Raw genomic sequence first — 18,619 nt, 5'->3', positions numbered from 1 at the left:
ACTACTCCATGGGGTAGATGTCCCCGCTCGCCATGCCGCTGACCTGCACGCTCTGTGATTCGAGCCGGTGCGCCTCGTCCTGGAGGCGCCGGCGTTCCGCGGGATCGGTGGCCTGCTCGGCGGCCTTCTCGAGATCCTCGGCCCGGCCGCGCATCTGCTGGAGACGGCCGCGTACGTTCTCTGACTCGCTCATGATCACTCCCTGGCGCTGGGCGGAGCGGACTCCTCCACCGAACCAGGCACCCGGGGGTGCGCGCATCTCAGCGGGGGTGCCGGAAGCGCGGAGTGACCGTGCGCGCGGTGCGCTACTCGAACCGCGAGACGTCCCCGGCTCCCCGGCGTACGACCTCCAGCTCGCCCCCGGAGAAGTCGATGACGGTGGTCGGCTCGGTCCCGCAGTCGCCGGAGTCGAGCACGATGTCCACGACGTGGTCGAGGCGCTCCTTGATCTCCCAGCCCTGCGTCAGCGGCTCCTCCTCGTCCGGCAGGAGCAGCGTGCTGGAGAGCAGCGGCTCACCGAGCTCGGCCAGGAGGGCCTGCGTGACCGTGTGATCCGGGATCCGGACGCCGACGGTCTTCTTCTTGGGGTGCAGCAACTGCCGCGGCACCTCCTTGGTGGCGGGGAGGATGAAGGTGTAACTCCCGGGCGTCGCCGCCTTGATCGCGCGGAACACGTCGTTGTCGACCTGCACGAACTGGCCGAGCTGCGCGAAGTTCTGGCACACCAGGGTGAAGTGATGGCGGTCGTCGAGATTCCGGATGGACCGGATGCGGTCGATCCCGTCGCGGCTGCCCAACTGGCAGCCCAGGGCGTAACAGGAATCGGTCGGATACGCGACGAGGGCGCCGGACCGGATGCTCTCGGCCACGTTGGTGATGGTGCGGCGCTGGGGGTTCTCGGGGTGCACGTCGAAGTACTTGGCCATCCGGCGAGTCTACGGCCTCGGGGCGGACACGTTCCGCTTACGGCGTGCGGGGCGCAGGGCCGAGCGGATCCGCACCCGGACCGGCCGGCCGAGGCGCGGACACGCGCAGGCGTCGCGGGAGCCCTGCGCCGACCCCGGCCGGTCAGTTTCCCCGCCGGGGGGACGACGAACGACCCCCTCCAGGACCATCTGCACGAAGCGGGCCACTCGCCGTCACCTCCGGGGTGTACGGACTGGTGCACGCGCCGAACCACTGCTGCCCGGCGCCGTCTTCGCCGACCGGGAACGGGCGGGAGCCCTCGCGGGCCTGCTCCTGCCTGCCGCGGTGCTCACCGGCCTCCTCGCCACCGCACCGGCGGGGCACGCGGACATCACGCAGGTGTTCCGCAGACCGCACTCACCATCGGCGGTTCGGTCGGACTTGCTCTGCTGCTCGTCCCGTCCACCGGCGCCGGCCCGCCCCGGTGTGGGAGCGCTGTTCCGCCCCGGACAGCGCCGCGCCCCTGGTGCCCCGTCGACGGGGCACCAGGGGCGCGGGGCGGCTCGCCGGCTGTCAGGCTCCGGAGGCGTCCAGCATGGCCGCACGCTCGACGACCTTGACGCGCTCGCGGCCCTGTTCGGCGCCGAGCGCCTGCTCGTGGGCGTCCAGGCGGTGCCAGCCCTCCTTGGTGGTGTACCGGACACCGCGCTGCTCCAGGAAGTCGACGATCGCGTCGGGCCCCGGCTGCGTGGGGACGGGCAGCCGCCCGGCGGCGTGGTCCTCCAGCAGGCAGGCCACCGTCTCGTTGGCGTCACCCTTGGTGTGCCCGATCAGGCCGATCGGACCGCGCTTGATCCACCCGGTGACGTACACCGAGGGCATCGGCTCCTCGCCTGCCAGTACGCGTCCGGCCGCGTGCGGGACGGTGCCGGAGGCCACGTCGAAGGGCAGCTTCGCGAGCTCCTCCGAGTAGTAGCCGACCGCGCGGTAGACGCTCTGCACGTCCCAGTCCGTATGACGGCCCGTGCCCTTCACGTTGCCCGTGCCGTCGAGCTCCGTGCGCTCGGTGCGCAGGGCCACGACGCGGCCGTCCTCGCCGACGACCTCGACCGGGGACTCGAAGAAGTGCAGGAAAAGCTTGTGGGGGCGGTCGCCCACGTCCCGGATCGCCCAGTTCTCCAGCGTGGAGGCGACCATGTTGGCCTGCTTGTTCTCCCGCCGGGTGGCGATCGAACCCTCGTCGTAGTCGATGTCCTCGGGGTTGACGATGACCTCGATGTTCGGCGAGTGGTCCAGCTCGCGCAGCTCCATCGGGCTGAACTTCGCCTGGGCCGGCCCGCGCCGTCCGAAGACGTGCACCTCGAGCGCCTTGTTCGCCTTGAGCCCGTCGTAGACGTTCGCGGGGATCTCGGTCGGGAGCAGCTCGTCCGCCGTCTTCGCGAGGATGCGCGCGACGTCCAGGGCCACGTTGCCGACACCGAGCACGGCGACCTTCTCGGCCTCCAGCGGCCAGGTGCGCGGGACCTCGGGGTGCCCGTCGTACCAGGCAACGAAGTCGGCGGCACCGTAGGAACCCTCGAGCTCGATCCCGGGTATGTCCAGGGCGCGGTCGGCGTCGGCGCCGGTGGAGAAGATCACGGCGTCGTAGAAGGAGCGCAGATCGTCCAGGCCGATGTCGTTCGGATAGTCGACGTTGCCGAACAGCCGCAGCTGCGGCTTGTCCAGGACCTGGTGCAGCGCCTTGACGATGCCCTTGATCCGCGGGTGGTCCGGGGCCACTCCGTACCGGATCAGGCCGAAGGGCGCGGGCATGCGCTCGAACAGGTCGATCGATACGCCCGGCTCCTGGGCGGCCTCGGACTTGAGAAGCGCGTCCGCTGCGTAGATTCCGGCGGGACCGGCTCCGACGATGGCGACGCGGACGGGGCGTGTCATGGAGTGATGTTCCTTAGGGCGGGCGAGCACGGGCAGAGTGCAGCGGGGTAAGGCATGGCTTACTCCGCTGCCCCCACGGTACGGCCTGCCCCCGGAAGCCCCTGGATCGGGGCGAGTGCATATTTCGGAAATAAAGGGACGTATCAGCATCAAGAGGCCCGGATTCTGTGAGCGGATTCCTCCTCCGCCGTCTCACGGGGTTCCAGAGAATGAGACAGCAGCCGACGGGCAGGCTGTACGCCGGTGTCCCTGCGCGCCGCCGGTCCATGGCGGAGCCATGATGGGCACACGATCACAGCACTCCGACGAGAGGACACGTGTCATGCCGATCGAGGGCGAGTACGAGCCGAGCCCGACGACGTGGGTCCGTGAGCAGGTCGAGCTCATCGAGAGCTCCGGCGGAACCCAGGGGACCACCTTGCACGGCAGGCCCGTCATCCTCCTGACCACGCTCGGCGCCAAGAGCGGCAAGCTCCGCAAGACCCCGCTGATGCGGGTCGAGCACGACGGGGAGTACGCCGTGGTCGCCTCCCTGGGAGGCGCCCCGAAGCACCCCGTCTGGTATTACAACGTGCAGTCCCACCCCGAGGTGGAGCTGCGGGACGGGACCGTGAAGCAGGACATGGTCGCCCGCGAGGTCACGGGGGAGGAGAAGGCCCTGTGGTGGGACCGCGCCGTCGAGGCGTTCCCCGACTACGCCGACTACCAGACCAAGACCGACCGGGAGATCCCGGTGTTCGTCCTCTCCCCGGCGGGGAAGAGCTGAGGCTCCGGCCGACGAGCTGACCGGCCCGGGCCCCCGGGCGCGCCTTCCTCCGAAACCGCCGGCACCACGAGGGCGGGCTCGGGTTCCTGGAGCGCGCTCAGGGCCCGGCCGGCGCCCACGTGTGCGGAACGGGGGATCCGAAGCAGGCCTGACCGTCACCAGCGGATCCGCGCCGGAGGACGGTCCGGCGCCGCCTCAGGCCGGCGCCTCCGCGGGCTGCTGCGGACGTTCCGGCGCCCAGCCGGGTGCGTTGCCGTGCAGCGCGCCGTAGTACGGGTCGCCGGGTCCGATCTCGCCCGCCCGTACGGTGCCCCCGGTGAAGGCCGCCTTGTAGAGCGCGGCGACCAGCTCCAGGCTCTTCCGGCCGTCCGCGCCGCTGCTCCGCGGCCTGCGCCCGGCCCGCAGGTCCTCCAGCAGCCCCTTGAGCTGTGCCTCGTGCGAGCTCGGCACATCGGGCCCGAAGTCCCGCCAGGCATCCGCCACTTCGGAGGTGACTCCGGGAGCGGGTGTGATCCGCCAGTCCGCGTTGCGGTGTCCGTACAGATGAGTGAGTTCGACCGTCGCGCGTTCGCAGTCGATCCGTATCCTGCTGACCTCGTCCGGGCTGAGCACGCTGTTCACCACGGTGGCCACCGCACCGCTCTCGAAACGTACGAGCGCGGTGGAGACGTCCTCCGTCTCCACGTCGTGCACGAGCCGCCCCGCCATCGCGCGGATCTCCGCCCACGGGCCCAGCAGGTCGAGCAGCAGGTCCATCTGGTGGATGCCGTGCCCCATCGTGGGCCCGCCGCCCTCGCTGCTCCAGCTGCCCCGCCAGGGAACGGCGTAGTACGCCTCGTCCCGGTACCAGGTCGTCTGGCAGTGAGCCACCAGCGGCCGCCCCATGGCCTGGCGGTCGAGCAGCTCCCGGACGTGCCGGGCACCCGAGCCGAAGCGGTGCTGGAACACGATCGCGGCGTACGGGCCGTCACCATCCGCGCCCTCCGCCGCCTCCATCGCGTCGAAGTCCTCCAGCGACGGGCACGGCGGCTTCTCGCACCACACCCACGCCCCGGCGCGCAGCGCCGCCACCGTCTGGTCGCGGTGGAACCGGGGCGGGGTGGCGAGCGTGACCAGGTCCGGACGCTGCTCGGCCAGCATCCGGTCGAGGTCGGTGTACGGGTGGGCTATTGCCGCCTCGACGCAGAACGCCTCGACCGAGGCCGGGTCGACATCGACCGCGGCGACGATCTCCAACGGCTGGCCGGCGGCGAGCGCGGTCAGCGCGGGCAGATGGCTGCCCCGCGCGATCGCGCCCGTGCCGACGATCGCGACCCGCACCGGCTTCCGGTGCGAAGGATTGCTGGTCGTGACAAACACCCCTTCAGGCGGAGAGAGAGGCGCTCACCCGGTAGTAAGCGCTTTCCACCCGGGAACCTAGGCTCCGCGCACGGGGCGGGTCAAGAGGTGCGGGCCGCGTGCCTCCTCAGGCCTTCAGCAGCCGCGGAAGCCGCGCGAGCTGTACGGCGTGCTGGAAGGGGCCGCCGCCCTCGTGGTCGTTGAAGTCGTAGACCTCGATCTCCTTCGTGGCGTGCGCGTACGCGTTGAACGCGGCGAACACCGTGGACGGCGGGCAGGTCAGGTCCTCCATGGCCACGGAGAACAGTGCGGGTGCCCGCCCGCGTGCGGCGAAGTGGACCCCGTCGAAGTAGGCGAGGGTCCTGGCGGTCTGCTCGGCCCGGCCCCGGTGCGTCTTGAGGTAGTCACCGATCTCTCGGTAGGGCTTGCGGTCGGTCATCCGGGTCGCCCGGGGGAAGTCGCAGAGGAACGGTACGTCGGGTGCGACGGCCGCCAGGTCCGGCACCAGCCCGCCGACGGCGAGGGCGAGGCCGCCGCCCTGGCTCGCGCCGATCGCCGCGGTGCGGGACGCGTCGGCCAGCGGATGCGAGCGGGCCGCCTCCACCGCGCGTACGGCGTCCGTGATCACTCTGCGGTAGTAGTACGTGGCCGGGTCCTCGATGCCCTGGGTCATGAACCCGGGCAGGGACGGGCCGGAGCCCACCGGGTCGGCGGTGTCGCCCGGGGCCCAGCCGCTGCCCTGGCCCCGGGTGTCCATCACGAAGTGGGCCATGCCGGCCGAGGCCCACAGCAGGTGGGTGTGGGGGAGGCTCCGGCCCCCGCCGTACCCGATGAACTCCACGACCACGGGCAGGGGTTCGGTGGTCCCGGCCGGTATGACGAACCATCCCTTGACGGGGTGGCCGCCGAAGCCCGAGAACGTGACGTCGTACACGTCGACCGTGACGAGGCCGAGGTCCGTACGCGGCTCGAAGCGGGCGTCCAGATCTTGGGTTCTCGCCTCGTCGAGCGTGGCCGACCAGAACGCGTCGAAGTCCTCGGGCTCCACCGACCGGCTGCGGTAGGCGTGCAGTTCATCGAGAGGGAGATCGAACAGGGCCATGCGGGACCGCCTCATGTCGTCAGGGTGCATGAATGGTCACACCTTACGAGGGTCCGCCCGAACGTCAACAAGCTCTCGAACTGTGGGAAAAGGCGTTGCCCGTCCTGCGGGCTCCTGCGAGGCTTCCGGCATGTCCGATACGGAACCCCGAGGTTCGCACCAGGTGGCCGCACTCTTCTCGGGCGGGCGCCTTACGGCGATCCCCCGGAAGCCCGCCCGCCGCGAGCAGTTGCTGGTGCACCTCGCGCACACACTCTTCGAGCGGGACCGCGTCTACACCGAACGCGAGGTCAACGACGCGCTGCTCACGGTGCACGAGGACTGCTCCGCCCTCCGCCGCTACCTCGTGGTGGCCGGCCTGCTCGAGCGGCCCAGCGACGGCAGCAGCTACCGCCGGGGACGGTAGTCGGCGGGCCCGTCTCCGTGTATGCGGAACGCGGCCGGGCGGCGCACGGCGCCTGCCCGGGCCCGATCGTTCCACGGCCCGGGCGGGCCGCCGCCGCGGCTCAGTTGAGTGTGTCGGGGTCCGGGCCCGTGCGCATGCCCCGGTCCAGGCCCGCGATCGCGTCCATGTCCGCGGCCGACAGTTCGAAGTCGAAGACGTCGATGTTCTGCTGGATGCGTACGGGCGTGACCGACTTGGGGATCACGACGTTGCCGAGCTGGAGGTGCCAGCGAAGGACCACCTGGGCCGGCGTCTTCCCGTGGCGTTCGGCGAGGGAGACGATCGCCTCGTCCTTGAGCAGCGCGCCCTGGGCCAGCGGGCTCCAGGCCTCGGTGGCGATCCCGTACTCCGCGTGCACGGCCCGCAGTTCGCTCTGCTGGAGCCCGGGGTGCAGTTCGATCTGGTTGACCGCCGGGACCAGGGAGCTCTCCTCGCGCAGGCGGCGCAGGTGAGCGGGCTGGAAGTTGGAGACGCCGGCGGCCCGGATCCGGCCGTCGGCCAGCAGCTTCTCCAGTGCGCGCCAGGTCTCGACGTAGAGGCCGCGGGCCGGGGTGGGCCAGTGGATGAGGTAGAGGTCCACATGGTCGAGGCCGAGCTTGGCCAGGCTCGTGTCGAAGGCGGCGAGTGCGGCGTCGTAGCCCTGGTCCGCGTTCCAGAGCTTCGTCGTCACGAACAGCTCCTCGCGGGCGAGCCCGGACTCTGCCAGGGCGCGGCCCACGCCCGCCTCGTTGCCGTAGACGGCCGCGGTGTCGATGGAGCGGTAGCCGGCCTCCAGTGCCGCTGTGACCGCGGCGGTGGTCTCGTCGTCGGGGACCTGGAAGACGCCGAAGCCGAGCTGCGGAATCGGGACGCCGTTGTTGAGTGTGACAGTGGGGACCGTGGACATGGTGGGGCCTCTCGTGATGTCGGACCGAGCCGACCTGCGTACGATGATTACTGGCGTAAACAATAATTGCACACGCGGGTTAATGGCAAACGCTGGCAAAGCTGGTGATGCCTGTCAGGCGCCCGCGGCGGAATCTCAGGCATCCGGCGATCGTTCGAACCGCACCTGGTCGCGCCCCACCCCCTGCGCGTCCGCGCCCATCGACCGGCGCAGCCCGTCCAGAACCGCGACCCCTACGGCGTCGTGCTGCGGCAGCTCGCTGAACACCTGCTTCAGCGGGGCTCCCGACAGGCGCCCACGCGTCCATGCGCCGCGCCGGACCGCCCACGGTGCCGTCCTCGCCCGCACCGCCTCCTCGATGGCGTGCGTGACGAGCGGCACGGTCTTCCTCACCCTCGACCGGAGGTTGAGGGATTCTTTCTGGAGGCGCTCGCGCACCACCGGGTCCACGGCTCCGAACGGCTCTTCCATCAGCAGGACGGGCGGGTCCGCGGCCAGGGCCCGCGTCAGCCCCGCCCGCCGGTGCCTCCCGCCGGAGAGCTGGACCGGATGGCGCGGGCCGTAGGTCTGCTGGTCGAGCCCCACCGGATCCAGCGGCCCGGACGCCCGCTCCCGCGCTCTGGCGCGCTGCCGGCCGGCCAGGGCCGGGACGGTCGCCGTGTTGTCCAGCACGGTCCGGTGCGGGAAAAGCCCCACCTGCCGGTTCACCGTCATCATCGTGGGGGACTTCCCGCAGCCGGAAGGCCCGACGAGCATGACCGGTTCCCCCTCGCCGACCTCGAAGGACAGGCCGTTAACAGCGGTCGTGCGGTCCGGGTAGACCTTGCTGACCTGTTCGAACCGGATCATGAGTGCACGGTAGGAGCCGCCGGGGCGGGCCGCACACGGGCCGCGACCGACCGGGTCACGGCCGTGTGCTGAACTGTCCGGGAAACACCGGATACAGGAGTCCCCTTGAACAGCTACCGCCAGCCCGGCATCGTCCTCACCGACCGACGCTTCACGGTCCCCCTCGACCACGACGAGCCGGGCGGCGAGACGATCGAGATCTTCGCCCGTGAAGCCGTTGCGAGCGGGAAGGCGGCCGAGCACCTGCCGTGGCTGGTCTACCTGGAAGGCGGTCCCGGCTTCGGTGCCCGCCGCTTCGTGGGCACGGAGGCCTGGCTGGGGCGGGCGGTCCGGGAGTTCCGCGTGCTGCTCCTGGACCAGCGCGGCACCGGCCTGTCCACCCCGGCCAACCGGCAGACCCTGCCGAAGCGCGGCGGCGCCCGCGAACAGGCCGACTACCTCGCCCACTTCCGCGCCGACAGCATCGTCCGCGACTGCGAACTGATCCGCCCGGTGCTCACGGGCGGTGCGCCCTGGACCGTCCTGGGGCAGTCCTTCGGCGGCTTCTGCGCCGTCCGCTACCTGTCGGCCGCTCCGGAGGGCCTCGAGGCCGTCCTCATCACCGGCGGCCTGCCCTCCCTCGACGCGCACGCCGACGACGTCTACCGCGCCGGCTACCCGCGGATCGAGCGCAAGGTGGCGGCGCACTACGCCCGCTACCCCCAGGACGTCGCCCGCGCCCGTGCGATCGCCGCGTATCTCGCCGAGCACCGTCCGGACAGCGCCGGACACACGCTGACACCCGAGGGGTTCCAGTCCCTCGGCATCCTGCTCGGCGGCGGCAACGGCAGCCACCAGCTGCACTACCTCCTGGAGAACGCCTTCGTCGAAGGCCCGAACGGCACCGAGCTGTCCGACGCCTTCCAGGAGGCCGTGCGCACCGCCACCTCGTTCGCCGGCCACCCGCTGTACGCCCTCATGCACGAGGCGATCTACGGCCAGGGCGCGCGGCCCACCGACTGGGCCGCCGAACGCGTCCGCGCCGAGTTCCCGCAGTTCGACGCCGCCGCAGCACTGGCCGGCGACGGCCCCGTGCTCTTCACCGGCGAGAGCATCCACCCCTGGCACTTCGACGTCGATCCCGCGCTGCGCCCCCTGCGCGAGACCGCGGAGCTGCTCGCCGCCCGCACCGACTGGCCCGTCCTGTACGACGCGGAGCGGCTCGCGGCCAACGAGGTCCCGGTGGCCGCGGCCGTCTACCACGACGACATGTACGTGGACACGGACCACGCGCTCCGCACCGCGTCCTCGATCCGCGGCCTGCGTACGTGGGTGACCAGCGAGTACGAGCACGACGGCGTGCGCGCGGGCGGCCCCCGCGTGCTGGACCGGCTGCTCGAACTCGTCCGGGGCGAGGCCGACCGCTAGGGTCTTTCGTTTGGATCAGGCTGGATCAGGGAGCGGGGTCTGGTGCCGTGCATCGCAAGGCGGAGGAGGGAGTCAACGCCGAGCGATTGGGGCCTCCCCGGCTCGAGCGAAGCCGAGAGCTTGGGGAACGACTGACGACAACGCCGCGAGGTGCGGTGCCAGGGCGCGCGAGCCCAGCATGATCCAAACGAGAGGCCCTAGGGGGTCAGCCCTGCAGGGCGTCGAGCGTGGCGTCCAAGCCGGCCGCCGCGTGCGGCGCGCGGTTGTACGGGAGCTTCGAGAGGGCGGCGGCCATGCCGCAGGTGTTGCTCACCGCGGAGTAGACGAGCCCGGCGCCGATGCCCGCCGACAGCCACCGCGCCGCCGGGAAGCGGCGGCCCGCGACGAGGCCGGCCACGACCAGTGAACCTGCGGCGAGGCGCACCTGACGCTCCATCGGCCAGGTCGCCCGGGCGCCCACCGGACGGTCGAGCCCGCGCCCGTCGCCCTCCCAGGCGGACGTCCCGCCGGTCAGGGTGGCCGCGTCGATGTCCGCGTCGGCGAGGATCTCGCACGCCCTGGTGGACCGCACGCCCGAGGCGCACACCACCAGCAGTGAGCCGCGGGCGGAGGCCGACTTCAGGGCGGGCACCGCCTCGGTGAGCCGGTCGAGCGGAACGTTCAGAGCACCGGGCACGTGCCCGGAGGCGTACTCACCGGGGGCCCGGACGTCGATGACGGTGAACTCCTCCAGCCGGGCTGCGGCCTCGGAGGGGGAGAGGGAGGCGGGGCTGATCACGAGCGGGGTCCTTTCGGTCGCCGGAGCGGGGGCGGTGCGGGGCCTGCTCACCCCGGCGCCCCGGAAGGCAATAATACCCCTAGGGGTATTCCGCTCCGGCTCTGCGCGGCTGGTCCTACGGCGCGTCCGGCCGGAGCGGCTCCTTGCTCCCTGCCCTGAACCGCTTCCGGAATGCGCGCATCCGTCACCTTCCGCTGGATAGCCTGCCGGGTATGACGGAGCAGCTGGAACCCATGCCCACGGACTGGCGCCGCGCCCTGGCCGTGGTCGCCCACCCCGACGACCTGGAATACGGCTGCGCCGCCGCCGTGGCCGGCTGGACCGACGAGGGGCGTGAGGTCACCTACCTCCTGGCGACCCGCGGAGAGGCCGGGATCGATACGATCGCCCCTGCTGAGTGCGCTCCGCTGCGCGAGCGGGAACAACGCGAGAGTGCCGCGGCCGTCGGTGTCGCCGCCGTGGAGTTCCTCGATCACCAGGACGGCGTCATCGAGTACGGCACGGCTCTGCGACGTGACATCGCCGCGGCCGTGCGCCGTCACCGTCCCGAGCTGCTCATCACCCTCAACCACCGGGACACCTGGGGCGGCGTCGCGTGGAACACCCCGGACCACCGCGCGGTCGGCCGGGCCACCCTGGACGCCGCAGGCGACGCGGGAAACCGCTGGATCTTCCCCGAGCTGCGTGAGCAGGGGCTGGAGCCGTGGGACGGGGTGCGCTGGGTCGCCGTCGCGGGCACCGACCGGCCCACCCACGCGGTCGACGCGACGCCGGGGTTCGAGCGCTCCGTCCGGTCGCTGCTGGCCCACCGCACGTACATCGAGGTGCTGACGGACGAGGACCCGGAGGCGTACTGCCGTAGGTTCCTCACCGGCACCACGGGAGCGGCTGCCGAGCGATTCGGTGGCCGACCGGCCGTCACCTTCGAACTCTTCGCACGCTGACCCGTCCGGCGCGAGCGGCCAGGGGGTGCCTGATTGACAAACGAGGTTGCTGATTCTGCAATGGGGTCATGAGTGAACAGAATCAGGGCGACCCCGAACTCGACGCCGTGCTCACCGGGGTGGGTCCACGGCTGAGGCGGTTGCGCAAGGACCGCGGTGTCACGCTGACGGGGCTCTCCGAGGTCACCGGAATCTCCGTCTCCACCCTGTCCAGGCTCGAATCCGGTGGCCGGCGCCCCAGCCTGGAGCTGCTGCTCCCCATCGCCCGGGCCCACGAGGTGCCGCTCGACGACCTCGTCGGGGCGCCGCCGGTCGGCGATCCGAGGGTCAGGGCGAAGCCGATCGTGCACGGCACGAAGACGTCCCTGCCGCTCACCGCCCGGCCGGGGGGCCTCCAGGCGTACAAGGTCATACAGGAGGCGCCGTGCACGGAGGCGCCCGAACAGCGCACCCACGAGGGGTACGAGTGGCTGTACGTGCTCAACGGCCGGCTGCGCCTCAAGCTCGCCGAGCACGATCTGGTCCTGGCCCCTGGTGAGGCCGCCGAGTTCGACACCCGGCTTCCGCACTGGTTCGGCCCGGCGGGCGACGAGCCGGTCGAATTCCTCAGCCTGTTCGGGCCGCAAGGGGAGCGGATGCATGTGAGGGCCAAGCCGAAGCGGTCGTGAACGGGTCCGGGCCCGGTGGCCGCGAGGTGTTCCCAGACGGGCAAGCGACCGCTTAGTATGCGGCGGAGCAGTGGTAATGCCGACAGTGTTGTGGAGGCCCCTCATGCAGGCATGGCGAGTGCACCGGAACGGCGAGCCGAGCGAGGTGATGGAGCTCGAGGAGACGGACCGGCCGACCCCCGGAGAGGGGCAGGTGCTGCTCGAAGTGCGAGCGGCGAACATCAACTTCCCCGACGCGCTGCTCTGCCGCGGCCAGTACCAGGTCAGGCCCCCGCTGCCCTTCACCCCCGGTGTGGAGATCTGCGGGGTGACGGAGGACGGACGGCGCGTGCTCGCCACCCCCGCGCTCCCGGAGGGCGGTTTCGCCGAGTACGTCGTGGCGGACGAGGCGTCCCTGCTGCCGGCTCCCGACGCCCTGGACGACGCGGAGGCCGCCGCACTGCACATCGGCTACCAGACCGGCTGGTTCGGGCTGCACCGCCGCGCACACCTCCAGGCCGGTGAGACGCTGCTGGTGCACGCGGCCGCAGGCGGGGTCGGAAGCGCGGCCGTCCAGCTCGGCAAGGCCGCCGGCGCCACCGTCATCGGGGTCGTCGGCGGGCCCGAGAAGGCCCGGATCGCCCGCGAACTGGGCTGTGACCTGGTCGTCGACCGCCGGAGCGAGGACATCGTCGCGGCGGTGAAGGAGGCCACGGGCGGGCGCGGCGCGGACGTCGTCTACGACCCGGTCGGCGGAGACGCCTACGCCAAGTCCGTCAAGTGCATCGCCTTCGAGGGCCGTGTCGTCGTCGTCGGCTTCGCGAGCGGGTCCATCCCCACACCCGGCCTCAACCACGCCCTGGTGAAGAACTACTCGATCGCCGGACTCCACTGGGGCCTGTACAACACCAAGGACCCTGCAGCCGTCCGCGCCTGCCACGACGAGCTCACCAAGCTCGCGGCGCAGGGCGTCATCAAGCCGCTGATCAGCGAGCGCGTCCCCATGGCCGACGCGGCACGGGCCGTCCAGCGGGTCGCCGACGGCACCAGCACCGGCCGCATCGTCGTCCTGCCGTCAGGAGGCACCCGATGAGCACCACCATCGACGCGGCACAGATCCGCCGCCTCACCCAGGAACTGCTGGCGGCCCACCCGCCGGCCACCACCGACCGCACCGACTTCCTCAAGGCGCGCTTCGACGCCGGTCTGGCCTGGGTGCACTACCCCGCCGGGCTCGGGGGCCTCGACGCGCCGCGCTCCCTGCAGCCCGTCGTCGACGCCGAGCTCGCCGCCGCGGGCGCCCCCGACAACGATCCCCGCCGTATCGGCATCGGCCTCGGCATGGCCGCTCCGACGGTCCTCGAATACGGCACCGAGGAGCAGAAGCAGCGCTTCCTGCGCCCGCTGTGGGTCGGGGAGGAGGTCTGGTGCCAGCTCTTCAGCGAGCCGGGAGCCGGTTCCGACCTCGCCGCGCTCGGCACCCGCGCGGTCCGCGACGGAGAGGACTGGGTGGTCGACGGGCAGAAGGTCTGGACGTCGAGCGCCCATGTGGCCCGCTGGGCGATCCTGATCGCCCGCACCGACCCGGACGTACCCAAGCACCGCGGCATCAGCTACTTCATCTGCGACATGACCGACCCCGGCGTCGAGGTGCGGCCACTGCGCCAGATCACCGGGGAAGCAGAGTTCAACGAGGTCTTCCTCACCGGAGTACGCATCCCGGACAGCAGGCGTCTCGGCCCGGTCGGCGCCGGCTGGAAGGTCGCCCAGACCACCCTGATGAACGAGCGCGTGTCCATCGGCGGAGCCCGCATCCCCCGCGAGGGCGGCATGATCGGCACCGTCGCCAAGACCTGGCGCGAGCAGCCCGGTCTGCGCACCCACGACCTCCACCAGCGGCTGCTCACCCTGTGGGTCGAGGCCGAGGTCGCCAGGCTCACCGGTGAACGGCTGCGTCAGCAGCTCGTCGCCGGACAGCCCGGGCCGGAAGGCTCCGGCATGAAGCTGGCGTTCGCCCGTCTCAACCAGGAGATCAGCGGACTCGAGGTCGAACTCCTCGGTGACGAAGGTCTGTTGTACAGCGACTGGACCATGCGCCGCCCGGAGCTGGTCGACTTCACCGGACGCGACGCCGGGTACCGCTATCTCCGGTCCAAGGGCAATTCCATCGAGGGCGGCACGAGCGAGGTCCTCCTCAACATCGTCGCCGAGCGTGTCCTCGGTCTGCCCGTCGAACCGCGTAACGACAAGGACGTCGCCTGGAAGGATCTTGCCCGATGACCGCACAGACCGAAGCCGCCCAGGCACCCGACCTGCTCTACTCGGAAGCCGAGGAGGACCTGCGGTCGGCCGTGCGCTCGCTGCTCGCAGACCGTGCCGACGCGCCCACGGTGATCGCCGGGATCGAGTCCGACACGCCGTACGACCTGCGCCTGTGGGAATCGCTCGCCGCGGGGATCGGGGCAGCGGGGCTGCTGGTCCCGGAGAAGCTCGGCGGGCAGGGTGCCACCCACCGTGAGGCCGCCGTGGTCATGGAGGAACTCGGCCGCAGCGCCGCCCCGGCGCCGTACCTGACGAGCGGCGTCGTCGCGACCGAGGTCCTCCTCGCGCTGGGTGCCGATGACGGCCCGGCCGCCGGACTCCTCGGTGAGCTGGCGGCGGGCAGCCGGATCGCCGTGCTCGCCCTGCCGTTCGCCACGGCCCCCGCCGACGGGGCCGCCGCGATGACCGGAACCCTGGAGCGGACCGTGACCGGCGTCGCGGATGCGGCGGCCGCCGACGTGCTGCTGGTGCCCACCGCGGAAGGGCTGTACGCGGTGGAGACCGGCTCGGACGGTGTCGCCGTCCAGCCGCTCGTCCCGCTCGACCTGACCCGCCCGCTCTCCACGGTCACGCTGGCCGGGGCCACCGGGACCCTGCTCGCGGAGGCGGGCCCGGCGGCCACCGCCGTGAGCAAGGGTCTGCTCGCCGGTGCGGGGCTGCTCGCCTCCGAGCAGCTCGGGCTGGCCGAGTGGTGCCTGACCGAGACCGTCCGGCACACCCGCGAACGCCACCAGTTCAACAGGCCGGTGGGCTCGTTCCAGTCGCTCAAGCACCGGATGGCCCAGCTCTGGCTGGAGGTCGTCTCCGCCCGCGCAGCCGCCCGCAACGCGGCGGACGCGCTGGCGACCGGGAGCCCCGACGCGCCGCTCGCGGTGGCCGTGGCGCAGGCCTACTGCTCCAAGGTCGCGGTACACGCCGCGGAGGAATGCGTACAGCTGCACGGCGGCATCGGGATGACCTGGGAGCACCCCGCGCACCTGTATCTGAAGAGGGCCAAGGCCGACTCGATCGCGTACGGAACCGCGGGACGCCACCGCGAGGCCGTAGCCGGTCTGGTGGAGCTTCCGGCTCCGTGAGGCGCTGACGGGCGGGGGTACGTGATCACACGTGCCCCCGCCCCGTCGTGCCTGGCGGACGACCGGAGCGGTGAGCAGGGAAACGGCAGACGCAGCGCAACCGACGCGCGGACGAAGGGCGTTCCAACTCTTGGCAGGTACCTGCCTATCGGTCGGCCCGCGCCTCCATAATCATCGCGTCCCCCCGCCCGCTCTGCCCGCCCGACCGCTTCAGGGAGACCCCATGGCACACCTGACCCGTCGCAGAGTCATCACCACCGCCCTCGCCACCGCAGCCGCGGGCGCGTTCGTCCCCGCCCAGGCAGCGGCAGCGGCACCCGCCGCGACCGCGCGCCCCCAGGGGCCCCGGCCGCTGGCCCGGGCGCACGCCCACAACGACTACCTGCATCCGCGCCCTCTCCACGACGCGCTCGCGCACGGGTTCTCGAGCGTCGAGGCGGACATCTTCCTCGTCGACGGCGAACTGCTCGTCGCCCACGAGGCCGAGAGCCTCGACCCCGCCCGCACCCTCGTCTCGCTCTACCTCGACCCCCTGCTCACCCGGGTCCGCGCCAACCACGGCACCGTCCACGCCGGGCACCCCGCCCCGCTGCAGCTGCTGATCGACATCAAGACCGACGGTGCGGCCGCCTACCTCCAGCTCGACCGGGTGCTCCGCCGCTACAAGCCGATCCTCACCCGCTCCGTCCACGGCGGGGTCCGCACCGGCGCGGTCACCGCCGTCATCTCGGGAGACCGCGCCGCGCGCGTCCCGATGGAGCAGCAGACCACCCGGTACGCCTTCTACGACGGCCGCCCGGAGGATCTCGGCACCGCCGCCCCCGCCTCCTTCGTCCCGCTCATCAGCGGCAACTGGGCCGCGAGCTTCAGCTGGCAGGGGACCGGTCCCTTCCCCGCCGCCGAGCGTGACCGGCTGAACGCCTTCGTCGCATCGGCCCACGCGAACGGGCAACGGGTCCGCTTCTGGGGCACGCCCGACCTCGCGGGCCCGGCACGCGACGCCGTCTGGACCGAGCTCCTCGCGGCCGGCGTCGACCATCTCAACACCGACGATCTGGCGGGGCTGGAGGCCTTCCTCCGCCGGCACGAGGCCGACGGCCGTCGAAACGGCTGACCGCCCCCCGGCAGTCCTCTCCGGTCACCGTGCGTCAACACCCGTTCGGCGGACACGCCAGCGCGCCGAGCGGTCCCTCCGCTGCGCCACACTGGCGGCCGAATGCCGCAATTCCGGCGCGGCGGAGGAGGTTGGCCATGGCCATTTCGATCTCAGTGGTGCTGCTTCTGCTGGTCCTCGCAGCGATCTTCCTGCGCAACGGCGGGCTCAAGCTGTCGCACGCGATCGTCTGTGGGCTGCTCGGCTTCCTGCTGGCCAGTACGAGCATGGCCCCCACCATCCATGAGGGGATCACGGCCACCGCGAACGTGGTCAGCGGCCTGAGGCCCTGACCCCGCACGCACCGTCCGGGTGCGGGAGAATGTCTGCCCGATCGCGGCACAGCGCCGCGGGGGACCCGGCCGGGGCGGTACCGTCGTCCGAGGGCCCCTGCGCGCGCTTCGTCGACATGGCTTGGACCTGACCGATCCTCGCCACGTACCTGGAGAACGCATCCATGTCATTCCCGCCCCCCGGACGGCACTCGGGCGCCGCCCACCACGAGTACTGCAACAACGCCCTGTGCTGCCGCTGCCAGCAGCGCCAATGGACGACGAAACTCGGCGACGAGCGGCTCTGCGGCCCGTGCGCCGCCTGCTGCCGTGACTGCGGCCGCGCCCCCGCGCCGCATCTGGACGGGCTCGACGACGGACTCTGCGCCGAGTGCCGGGGCCGCTGCGGACGGTGCCAGCGGGCCCTGCCCGCCGAGGGCGCCTGCACCTGCCGCAAGTGGCGCGAACGCGCGGCCGGCGATCCGGTCGCGTACATCCTTCAGGCCCTCCCGCAACCGCTGGTCCAGGCGCTCGGCCACCGCCACCCGCGTACGGTGCACGATCTGATCCACCAGGAGCTCGCCCGGCGCACCCCGGACCAGCTCCTGGAGCGGCTCGAACGCAGGTGGAACGTCCGCTGGTCCCACGCCCTCCACGAGAAGGACGAGGACGGCCGCCGCCGCTGGGCACCTCAGGAGATCGCCGAGGCGCTCGTGAGCCCGGGCCGTTGCGCGAATCCGCAGTGCGAGGACGGCTACCTGATCACCACCGACACGCCGTGCGGCCAGTGCCTTCGCCCCACCCACCGCTTCGTCACATCGGTCGCCGACCGGACGGCCACCTCGGAACACGCCCGTGCGACCGCCGCGCAGATCCGGCGCGCCCTCGTGGAAGGCCGCTCCACCAAGCCGGGCAAGCGGCGGCCCGCCGGCTGAGCCCGCTCAGCCCTTGTCCAGCGCGCCCCGCACCAGCGCCGCCGCGAGTACGGCCGGGTCCTCGTCCTTCGCCATCCGGAGGAGCTTGTCCGGCGTGGTGGGCAGGCCGAGCCGTTCCGCTCCCTGGAGCGCCTTGGCGTCGAGGTAGGGCGACGCCTCGGGCCACACCGTCTGCACCTCGCGCAGGAAGATGTCGGCACCCGCCGGCCCTATGCCGGGGAAGCGGCGGAGTCCGGAGCGCAGGGTGTCCATGTCGCCGTCGGCCTTCCGGCGCAGGCGCCGCAGGTCACCGCCGTACTCGTCGAGCACGAGCTGGGCACCGTCCCCCAGCTGGGTCGCCGTCCGTTCGTCGTACCGGCGGTAGCCGCCCTCGCCGAGCGCGTCGACGCGCTCCTGCCACGTGGCGTCGGTCATTCGGCGCGGAGTGCGCAGCCCGTGCGAGAAGAGCGCCTGCGCCGCGGCCACCGCCACCTGCGCGCGGATCCGCGCGCTCAGCAGGTGGCTCAGGACGAGCAGTTGGTACAGGGGCTGGGGGGTGTCACGCAGCCGGATGCCGGCCTCGGCGGCGTACGTGGTGCCGTGGCGCTTCAGCAGCGCCTCCAGAGTCCGGGGGGCGCTCACGTGAACCCGAAGATCCGCGCGATGAAGTAACCGGCCACGACGAGTGAGCCCAGCAGCACCACGGCTGCCCAGAAGACCGGGTGTTCCCAGATCCCTCCGTCGGGGCGTTCGACGTGCGCTTCGCTTATGCAGCCCTCGGCCGGAGGTGTCTCCGTGGGGGGCGTGAGTGAGATAGCCATGTATCCACCTTCTCTCCGGGCGCCCGTCCCCGCGAGGCCGGCGCCGATGGGGGCACGC

21 protein-coding genes are annotated in these 18,619 nt (G+C 71.9%); 11 read left to right on the top strand and 10 right to left on the bottom strand.

The features are described from left to right. Window position 1: 1 nt before the first annotated feature. The 3 genes from ACIP63_RS19820 to ACIP63_RS19810 all read right to left on the bottom strand — a co-directional run bounded on the left by ACIP63_RS19820 (window position 2) and on the right by ACIP63_RS19810 (window position 2,841). Complete coding sequence (locus ACIP63_RS19820) at window positions 2-193, bottom strand: DUF6381 family protein (protein WP_401517234.1); 192 nt, start codon at window positions 191-193, stop codon at window positions 2-4. Between the two features lie 112 nt (window positions 194-305). Beyond that, window positions 306-926 carry an L-threonylcarbamoyladenylate synthase gene (locus ACIP63_RS19815; RefSeq protein WP_362930291.1) on the bottom strand — a complete coding sequence of 207 codons (621 nt, stop codon included), beginning with the start codon at window positions 924-926 and terminating at the stop codon, window positions 306-308. A gap of 553 nt (window positions 927-1,479) precedes the next feature. Further along, on the bottom strand, window positions 1,480-2,841 hold the full coding sequence (locus ACIP63_RS19810) for an FAD-dependent oxidoreductase (protein ID WP_401517233.1): 1,362 nt from the start codon (window positions 2,839-2,841) through the stop codon (window positions 1,480-1,482). A gap of 322 nt (window positions 2,842-3,163) precedes the next feature. Between ACIP63_RS19810 and ACIP63_RS19805 the strand changes: the two genes are divergently transcribed. Continuing rightward, window positions 3,164-3,607 carry a nitroreductase family deazaflavin-dependent oxidoreductase gene (locus tag ACIP63_RS19805; RefSeq protein ID WP_401517232.1) on the top strand — a complete coding sequence of 148 codons (444 nt, stop codon included), beginning with the start codon at window positions 3,164-3,166 and terminating at the stop codon, window positions 3,605-3,607. A 195-nt stretch (window positions 3,608-3,802) separates the two neighbouring features. Here the strand turns inward: ACIP63_RS19805 and ACIP63_RS19800 are convergent, their stop codons facing one another. Both ACIP63_RS19800 and ACIP63_RS19795 read right to left on the bottom strand, forming a co-directional pair. Further along, on the bottom strand, window positions 3,803-4,966 hold the full coding sequence (locus tag ACIP63_RS19800; protein WP_401517231.1) for a Gfo/Idh/MocA family protein: 1,164 nt from the start codon (window positions 4,964-4,966) through the stop codon (window positions 3,803-3,805). A gap of 106 nt (window positions 4,967-5,072) precedes the next feature. Continuing rightward, window positions 5,073-6,047, bottom strand: coding sequence for an acetylxylan esterase (locus ACIP63_RS19795; RefSeq protein WP_401518259.1), 975 nt, complete (start codon window positions 6,045-6,047; stop codon window positions 5,073-5,075). 130 nt (window positions 6,048-6,177) lie between these two features. Here ACIP63_RS19795 and ACIP63_RS19790 point away from each other — a divergent pair, with 130 nt between their 5' ends. Continuing rightward, window positions 6,178-6,453 (top strand): DUF2087 domain-containing protein, encoded by a 276-nt coding sequence (locus ACIP63_RS19790; protein ID WP_401517229.1) that lies wholly within the window; start codon window positions 6,178-6,180, stop codon window positions 6,451-6,453. A gap of 100 nt (window positions 6,454-6,553) precedes the next feature. Here ACIP63_RS19790 and ACIP63_RS19785 read toward each other — a convergent pair whose 3' ends face one another. Then, window positions 6,554-7,378 carry an aldo/keto reductase gene (locus tag ACIP63_RS19785; RefSeq protein WP_401517227.1) on the bottom strand — a complete coding sequence of 275 codons (825 nt, stop codon included), beginning with the start codon at window positions 7,376-7,378 and terminating at the stop codon, window positions 6,554-6,556. A gap of 135 nt (window positions 7,379-7,513) precedes the next feature. Beyond that, window positions 7,514-8,227 carry an ATP-binding cassette domain-containing protein gene (locus ACIP63_RS19780; RefSeq protein WP_401517225.1) on the bottom strand — a complete coding sequence of 238 codons (714 nt, stop codon included), beginning with the start codon at window positions 8,225-8,227 and terminating at the stop codon, window positions 7,514-7,516. Between the two features lie 105 nt (window positions 8,228-8,332). On the opposite strand from ACIP63_RS19780, the gene ACIP63_RS19775 reads away from it, so the two are divergent. After that, the gene (locus ACIP63_RS19775; RefSeq protein ID WP_401517223.1) at window positions 8,333-9,634 is read left to right on the top strand and encodes an alpha/beta fold hydrolase; all 1,302 of its coding nucleotides are present in this window, start codon (window positions 8,333-8,335) and stop codon (window positions 9,632-9,634) included. A gap of 205 nt (window positions 9,635-9,839) precedes the next feature. Here the strand turns inward: ACIP63_RS19775 and ACIP63_RS19770 are convergent, their stop codons facing one another. Next, window positions 9,840-10,412 carry a rhodanese-like domain-containing protein gene (locus ACIP63_RS19770; RefSeq protein WP_401517221.1) on the bottom strand — a complete coding sequence of 191 codons (573 nt, stop codon included), beginning with the start codon at window positions 10,410-10,412 and terminating at the stop codon, window positions 9,840-9,842. A gap of 212 nt (window positions 10,413-10,624) precedes the next feature. Here ACIP63_RS19770 and ACIP63_RS19765 point away from each other — a divergent pair, with 212 nt between their 5' ends. The 8 genes from ACIP63_RS19765 (at window position 10,625) to ACIP63_RS19730 (ending at window position 17,761) form a co-directional block, all read left to right on the top strand. Then, window positions 10,625-11,356: a PIG-L deacetylase family protein gene (locus tag ACIP63_RS19765; protein WP_401517219.1), complete on the top strand. Its 732-nt coding sequence runs from the start codon at window positions 10,625-10,627 to the stop codon at window positions 11,354-11,356. A 68-nt stretch (window positions 11,357-11,424) separates the two neighbouring features. Next, window positions 11,425-12,024 (top strand): helix-turn-helix domain-containing protein, encoded by a 600-nt coding sequence (locus ACIP63_RS19760; protein ID WP_393760329.1) that lies wholly within the window; start codon window positions 11,425-11,427, stop codon window positions 12,022-12,024. A 103-nt stretch (window positions 12,025-12,127) separates the two neighbouring features. Beyond that, on the top strand, window positions 12,128-13,096 hold the full coding sequence (locus ACIP63_RS19755) for an NADPH:quinone oxidoreductase family protein (RefSeq protein ID WP_401517218.1): 969 nt from the start codon (window positions 12,128-12,130) through the stop codon (window positions 13,094-13,096). Continuing rightward, window positions 13,093-14,283 carry an acyl-CoA dehydrogenase family protein gene (locus ACIP63_RS19750; protein ID WP_401517216.1) on the top strand — a complete coding sequence of 397 codons (1,191 nt, stop codon included), beginning with the start codon at window positions 13,093-13,095 and terminating at the stop codon, window positions 14,281-14,283. Before ACIP63_RS19755 ends, ACIP63_RS19750 begins: the two co-directional genes overlap by 4 nt. Then, the gene (locus ACIP63_RS19745; protein ID WP_401517215.1) at window positions 14,280-15,401 is read left to right on the top strand and encodes an acyl-CoA dehydrogenase family protein; all 1,122 of its coding nucleotides are present in this window, start codon (window positions 14,280-14,282) and stop codon (window positions 15,399-15,401) included. Before ACIP63_RS19750 ends, ACIP63_RS19745 begins: the two co-directional genes overlap by 4 nt. Window positions 15,402-15,624: 223 nt before the next feature. After that, entirely contained in the window at window positions 15,625-16,515 is an 891-nt protein-coding gene (locus ACIP63_RS19740; RefSeq protein WP_401517213.1) for a phosphatidylinositol-specific phospholipase C/glycerophosphodiester phosphodiesterase family protein, read from the top strand. Window positions 16,516-16,652: 137 nt separating this feature from the next. Beyond that, a complete protein-coding gene (locus ACIP63_RS19735) occupies window positions 16,653-16,847 on the top strand; it encodes a hypothetical protein (protein ID WP_401517211.1) in 195 nt (64 codons plus the stop codon). Window positions 16,848-17,011: 164 nt separating this feature from the next. Then, a complete protein-coding gene (locus ACIP63_RS19730) occupies window positions 17,012-17,761 on the top strand; it encodes a hypothetical protein (protein ID WP_401517209.1) in 750 nt (249 codons plus the stop codon). A gap of 6 nt (window positions 17,762-17,767) precedes the next feature. Here ACIP63_RS19730 and ACIP63_RS19725 read toward each other — a convergent pair whose 3' ends face one another. Beyond that, window positions 17,768-18,382, bottom strand: coding sequence for an endonuclease (locus tag ACIP63_RS19725; RefSeq protein ID WP_401517207.1), 615 nt, complete (start codon window positions 18,380-18,382; stop codon window positions 17,768-17,770). Beyond that, a complete protein-coding gene (locus ACIP63_RS19720; protein WP_401517206.1) occupies window positions 18,379-18,561 on the bottom strand; it encodes a hypothetical protein in 183 nt (60 codons plus the stop codon). Before ACIP63_RS19720 ends, ACIP63_RS19725 begins: the two co-directional genes overlap by 4 nt. Between the last annotated feature and the right edge of the window lie 58 nt (window positions 18,562-18,619).

It is taken from the genome of Streptomyces sp. NPDC088746 (genome assembly GCF_044751065.1).
Taxonomy (GTDB): Bacteria; Actinomycetota; Actinomycetes; order Streptomycetales; family Streptomycetaceae; genus Streptomyces.
Note: the sequence above shows the minus strand (reverse complement) of the source record. Positions and strands in the feature narration are given on the sequence as shown.

Excerpts from the sequence above, each read along its gene's own strand:
- ACIP63_RS19820 (WP_401517234.1), bottom strand. The coding sequence starts at position 193 with ATGAGCGAGTCAGAGAACGTACGCGGCCGTCTCCAGCAGATGCGCGGC.
- ACIP63_RS19815 (WP_362930291.1), bottom strand. The coding sequence starts at position 926 with ATGGCCAAGTACTTCGACGTGCACCCCGAGAACCCCCAGCGCCGCACC.
- ACIP63_RS19810 (WP_401517233.1), bottom strand. The coding sequence starts at position 2,841 with ATGACACGCCCCGTCCGCGTCGCCATCGTCGGAGCCGGTCCCGCCGGA.
- ACIP63_RS19805 (WP_401517232.1), top strand. The coding sequence starts at position 3,164 with ATGCCGATCGAGGGCGAGTACGAGCCGAGCCCGACGACGTGGGTCCGT.
- ACIP63_RS19795 (WP_401518259.1), bottom strand. The coding sequence starts at position 6,047 with ATGGCCCTGTTCGATCTCCCTCTCGATGAACTGCACGCCTACCGCAGC.
- ACIP63_RS19790 (WP_401517229.1), top strand. The coding sequence starts at position 6,178 with ATGTCCGATACGGAACCCCGAGGTTCGCACCAGGTGGCCGCACTCTTC.
- ACIP63_RS19785 (WP_401517227.1), bottom strand. The coding sequence starts at position 7,378 with ATGTCCACGGTCCCCACTGTCACACTCAACAACGGCGTCCCGATTCCG.
- ACIP63_RS19780 (WP_401517225.1), bottom strand. The coding sequence starts at position 8,227 with ATGATCCGGTTCGAACAGGTCAGCAAGGTCTACCCGGACCGCACGACC.
- ACIP63_RS19765 (WP_401517219.1), top strand. The coding sequence starts at position 10,625 with ATGACGGAGCAGCTGGAACCCATGCCCACGGACTGGCGCCGCGCCCTG.
- ACIP63_RS19760 (WP_393760329.1), top strand. The coding sequence starts at position 11,425 with ATGAGTGAACAGAATCAGGGCGACCCCGAACTCGACGCCGTGCTCACC.
- ACIP63_RS19755 (WP_401517218.1), top strand. The coding sequence starts at position 12,128 with ATGCAGGCATGGCGAGTGCACCGGAACGGCGAGCCGAGCGAGGTGATG.
- ACIP63_RS19750 (WP_401517216.1), top strand. The coding sequence starts at position 13,093 with ATGAGCACCACCATCGACGCGGCACAGATCCGCCGCCTCACCCAGGAA.
- ACIP63_RS19745 (WP_401517215.1), top strand. The coding sequence starts at position 14,280 with ATGACCGCACAGACCGAAGCCGCCCAGGCACCCGACCTGCTCTACTCG.
- ACIP63_RS19740 (WP_401517213.1), top strand. The coding sequence starts at position 15,625 with ATGGCACACCTGACCCGTCGCAGAGTCATCACCACCGCCCTCGCCACC.
- ACIP63_RS19735 (WP_401517211.1), top strand. The coding sequence starts at position 16,653 with ATGGCCATTTCGATCTCAGTGGTGCTGCTTCTGCTGGTCCTCGCAGCG.
- ACIP63_RS19730 (WP_401517209.1), top strand. The coding sequence starts at position 17,012 with ATGTCATTCCCGCCCCCCGGACGGCACTCGGGCGCCGCCCACCACGAG.
- ACIP63_RS19720 (WP_401517206.1), bottom strand. The coding sequence starts at position 18,561 with ATGGCTATCTCACTCACGCCCCCCACGGAGACACCTCCGGCCGAGGGC.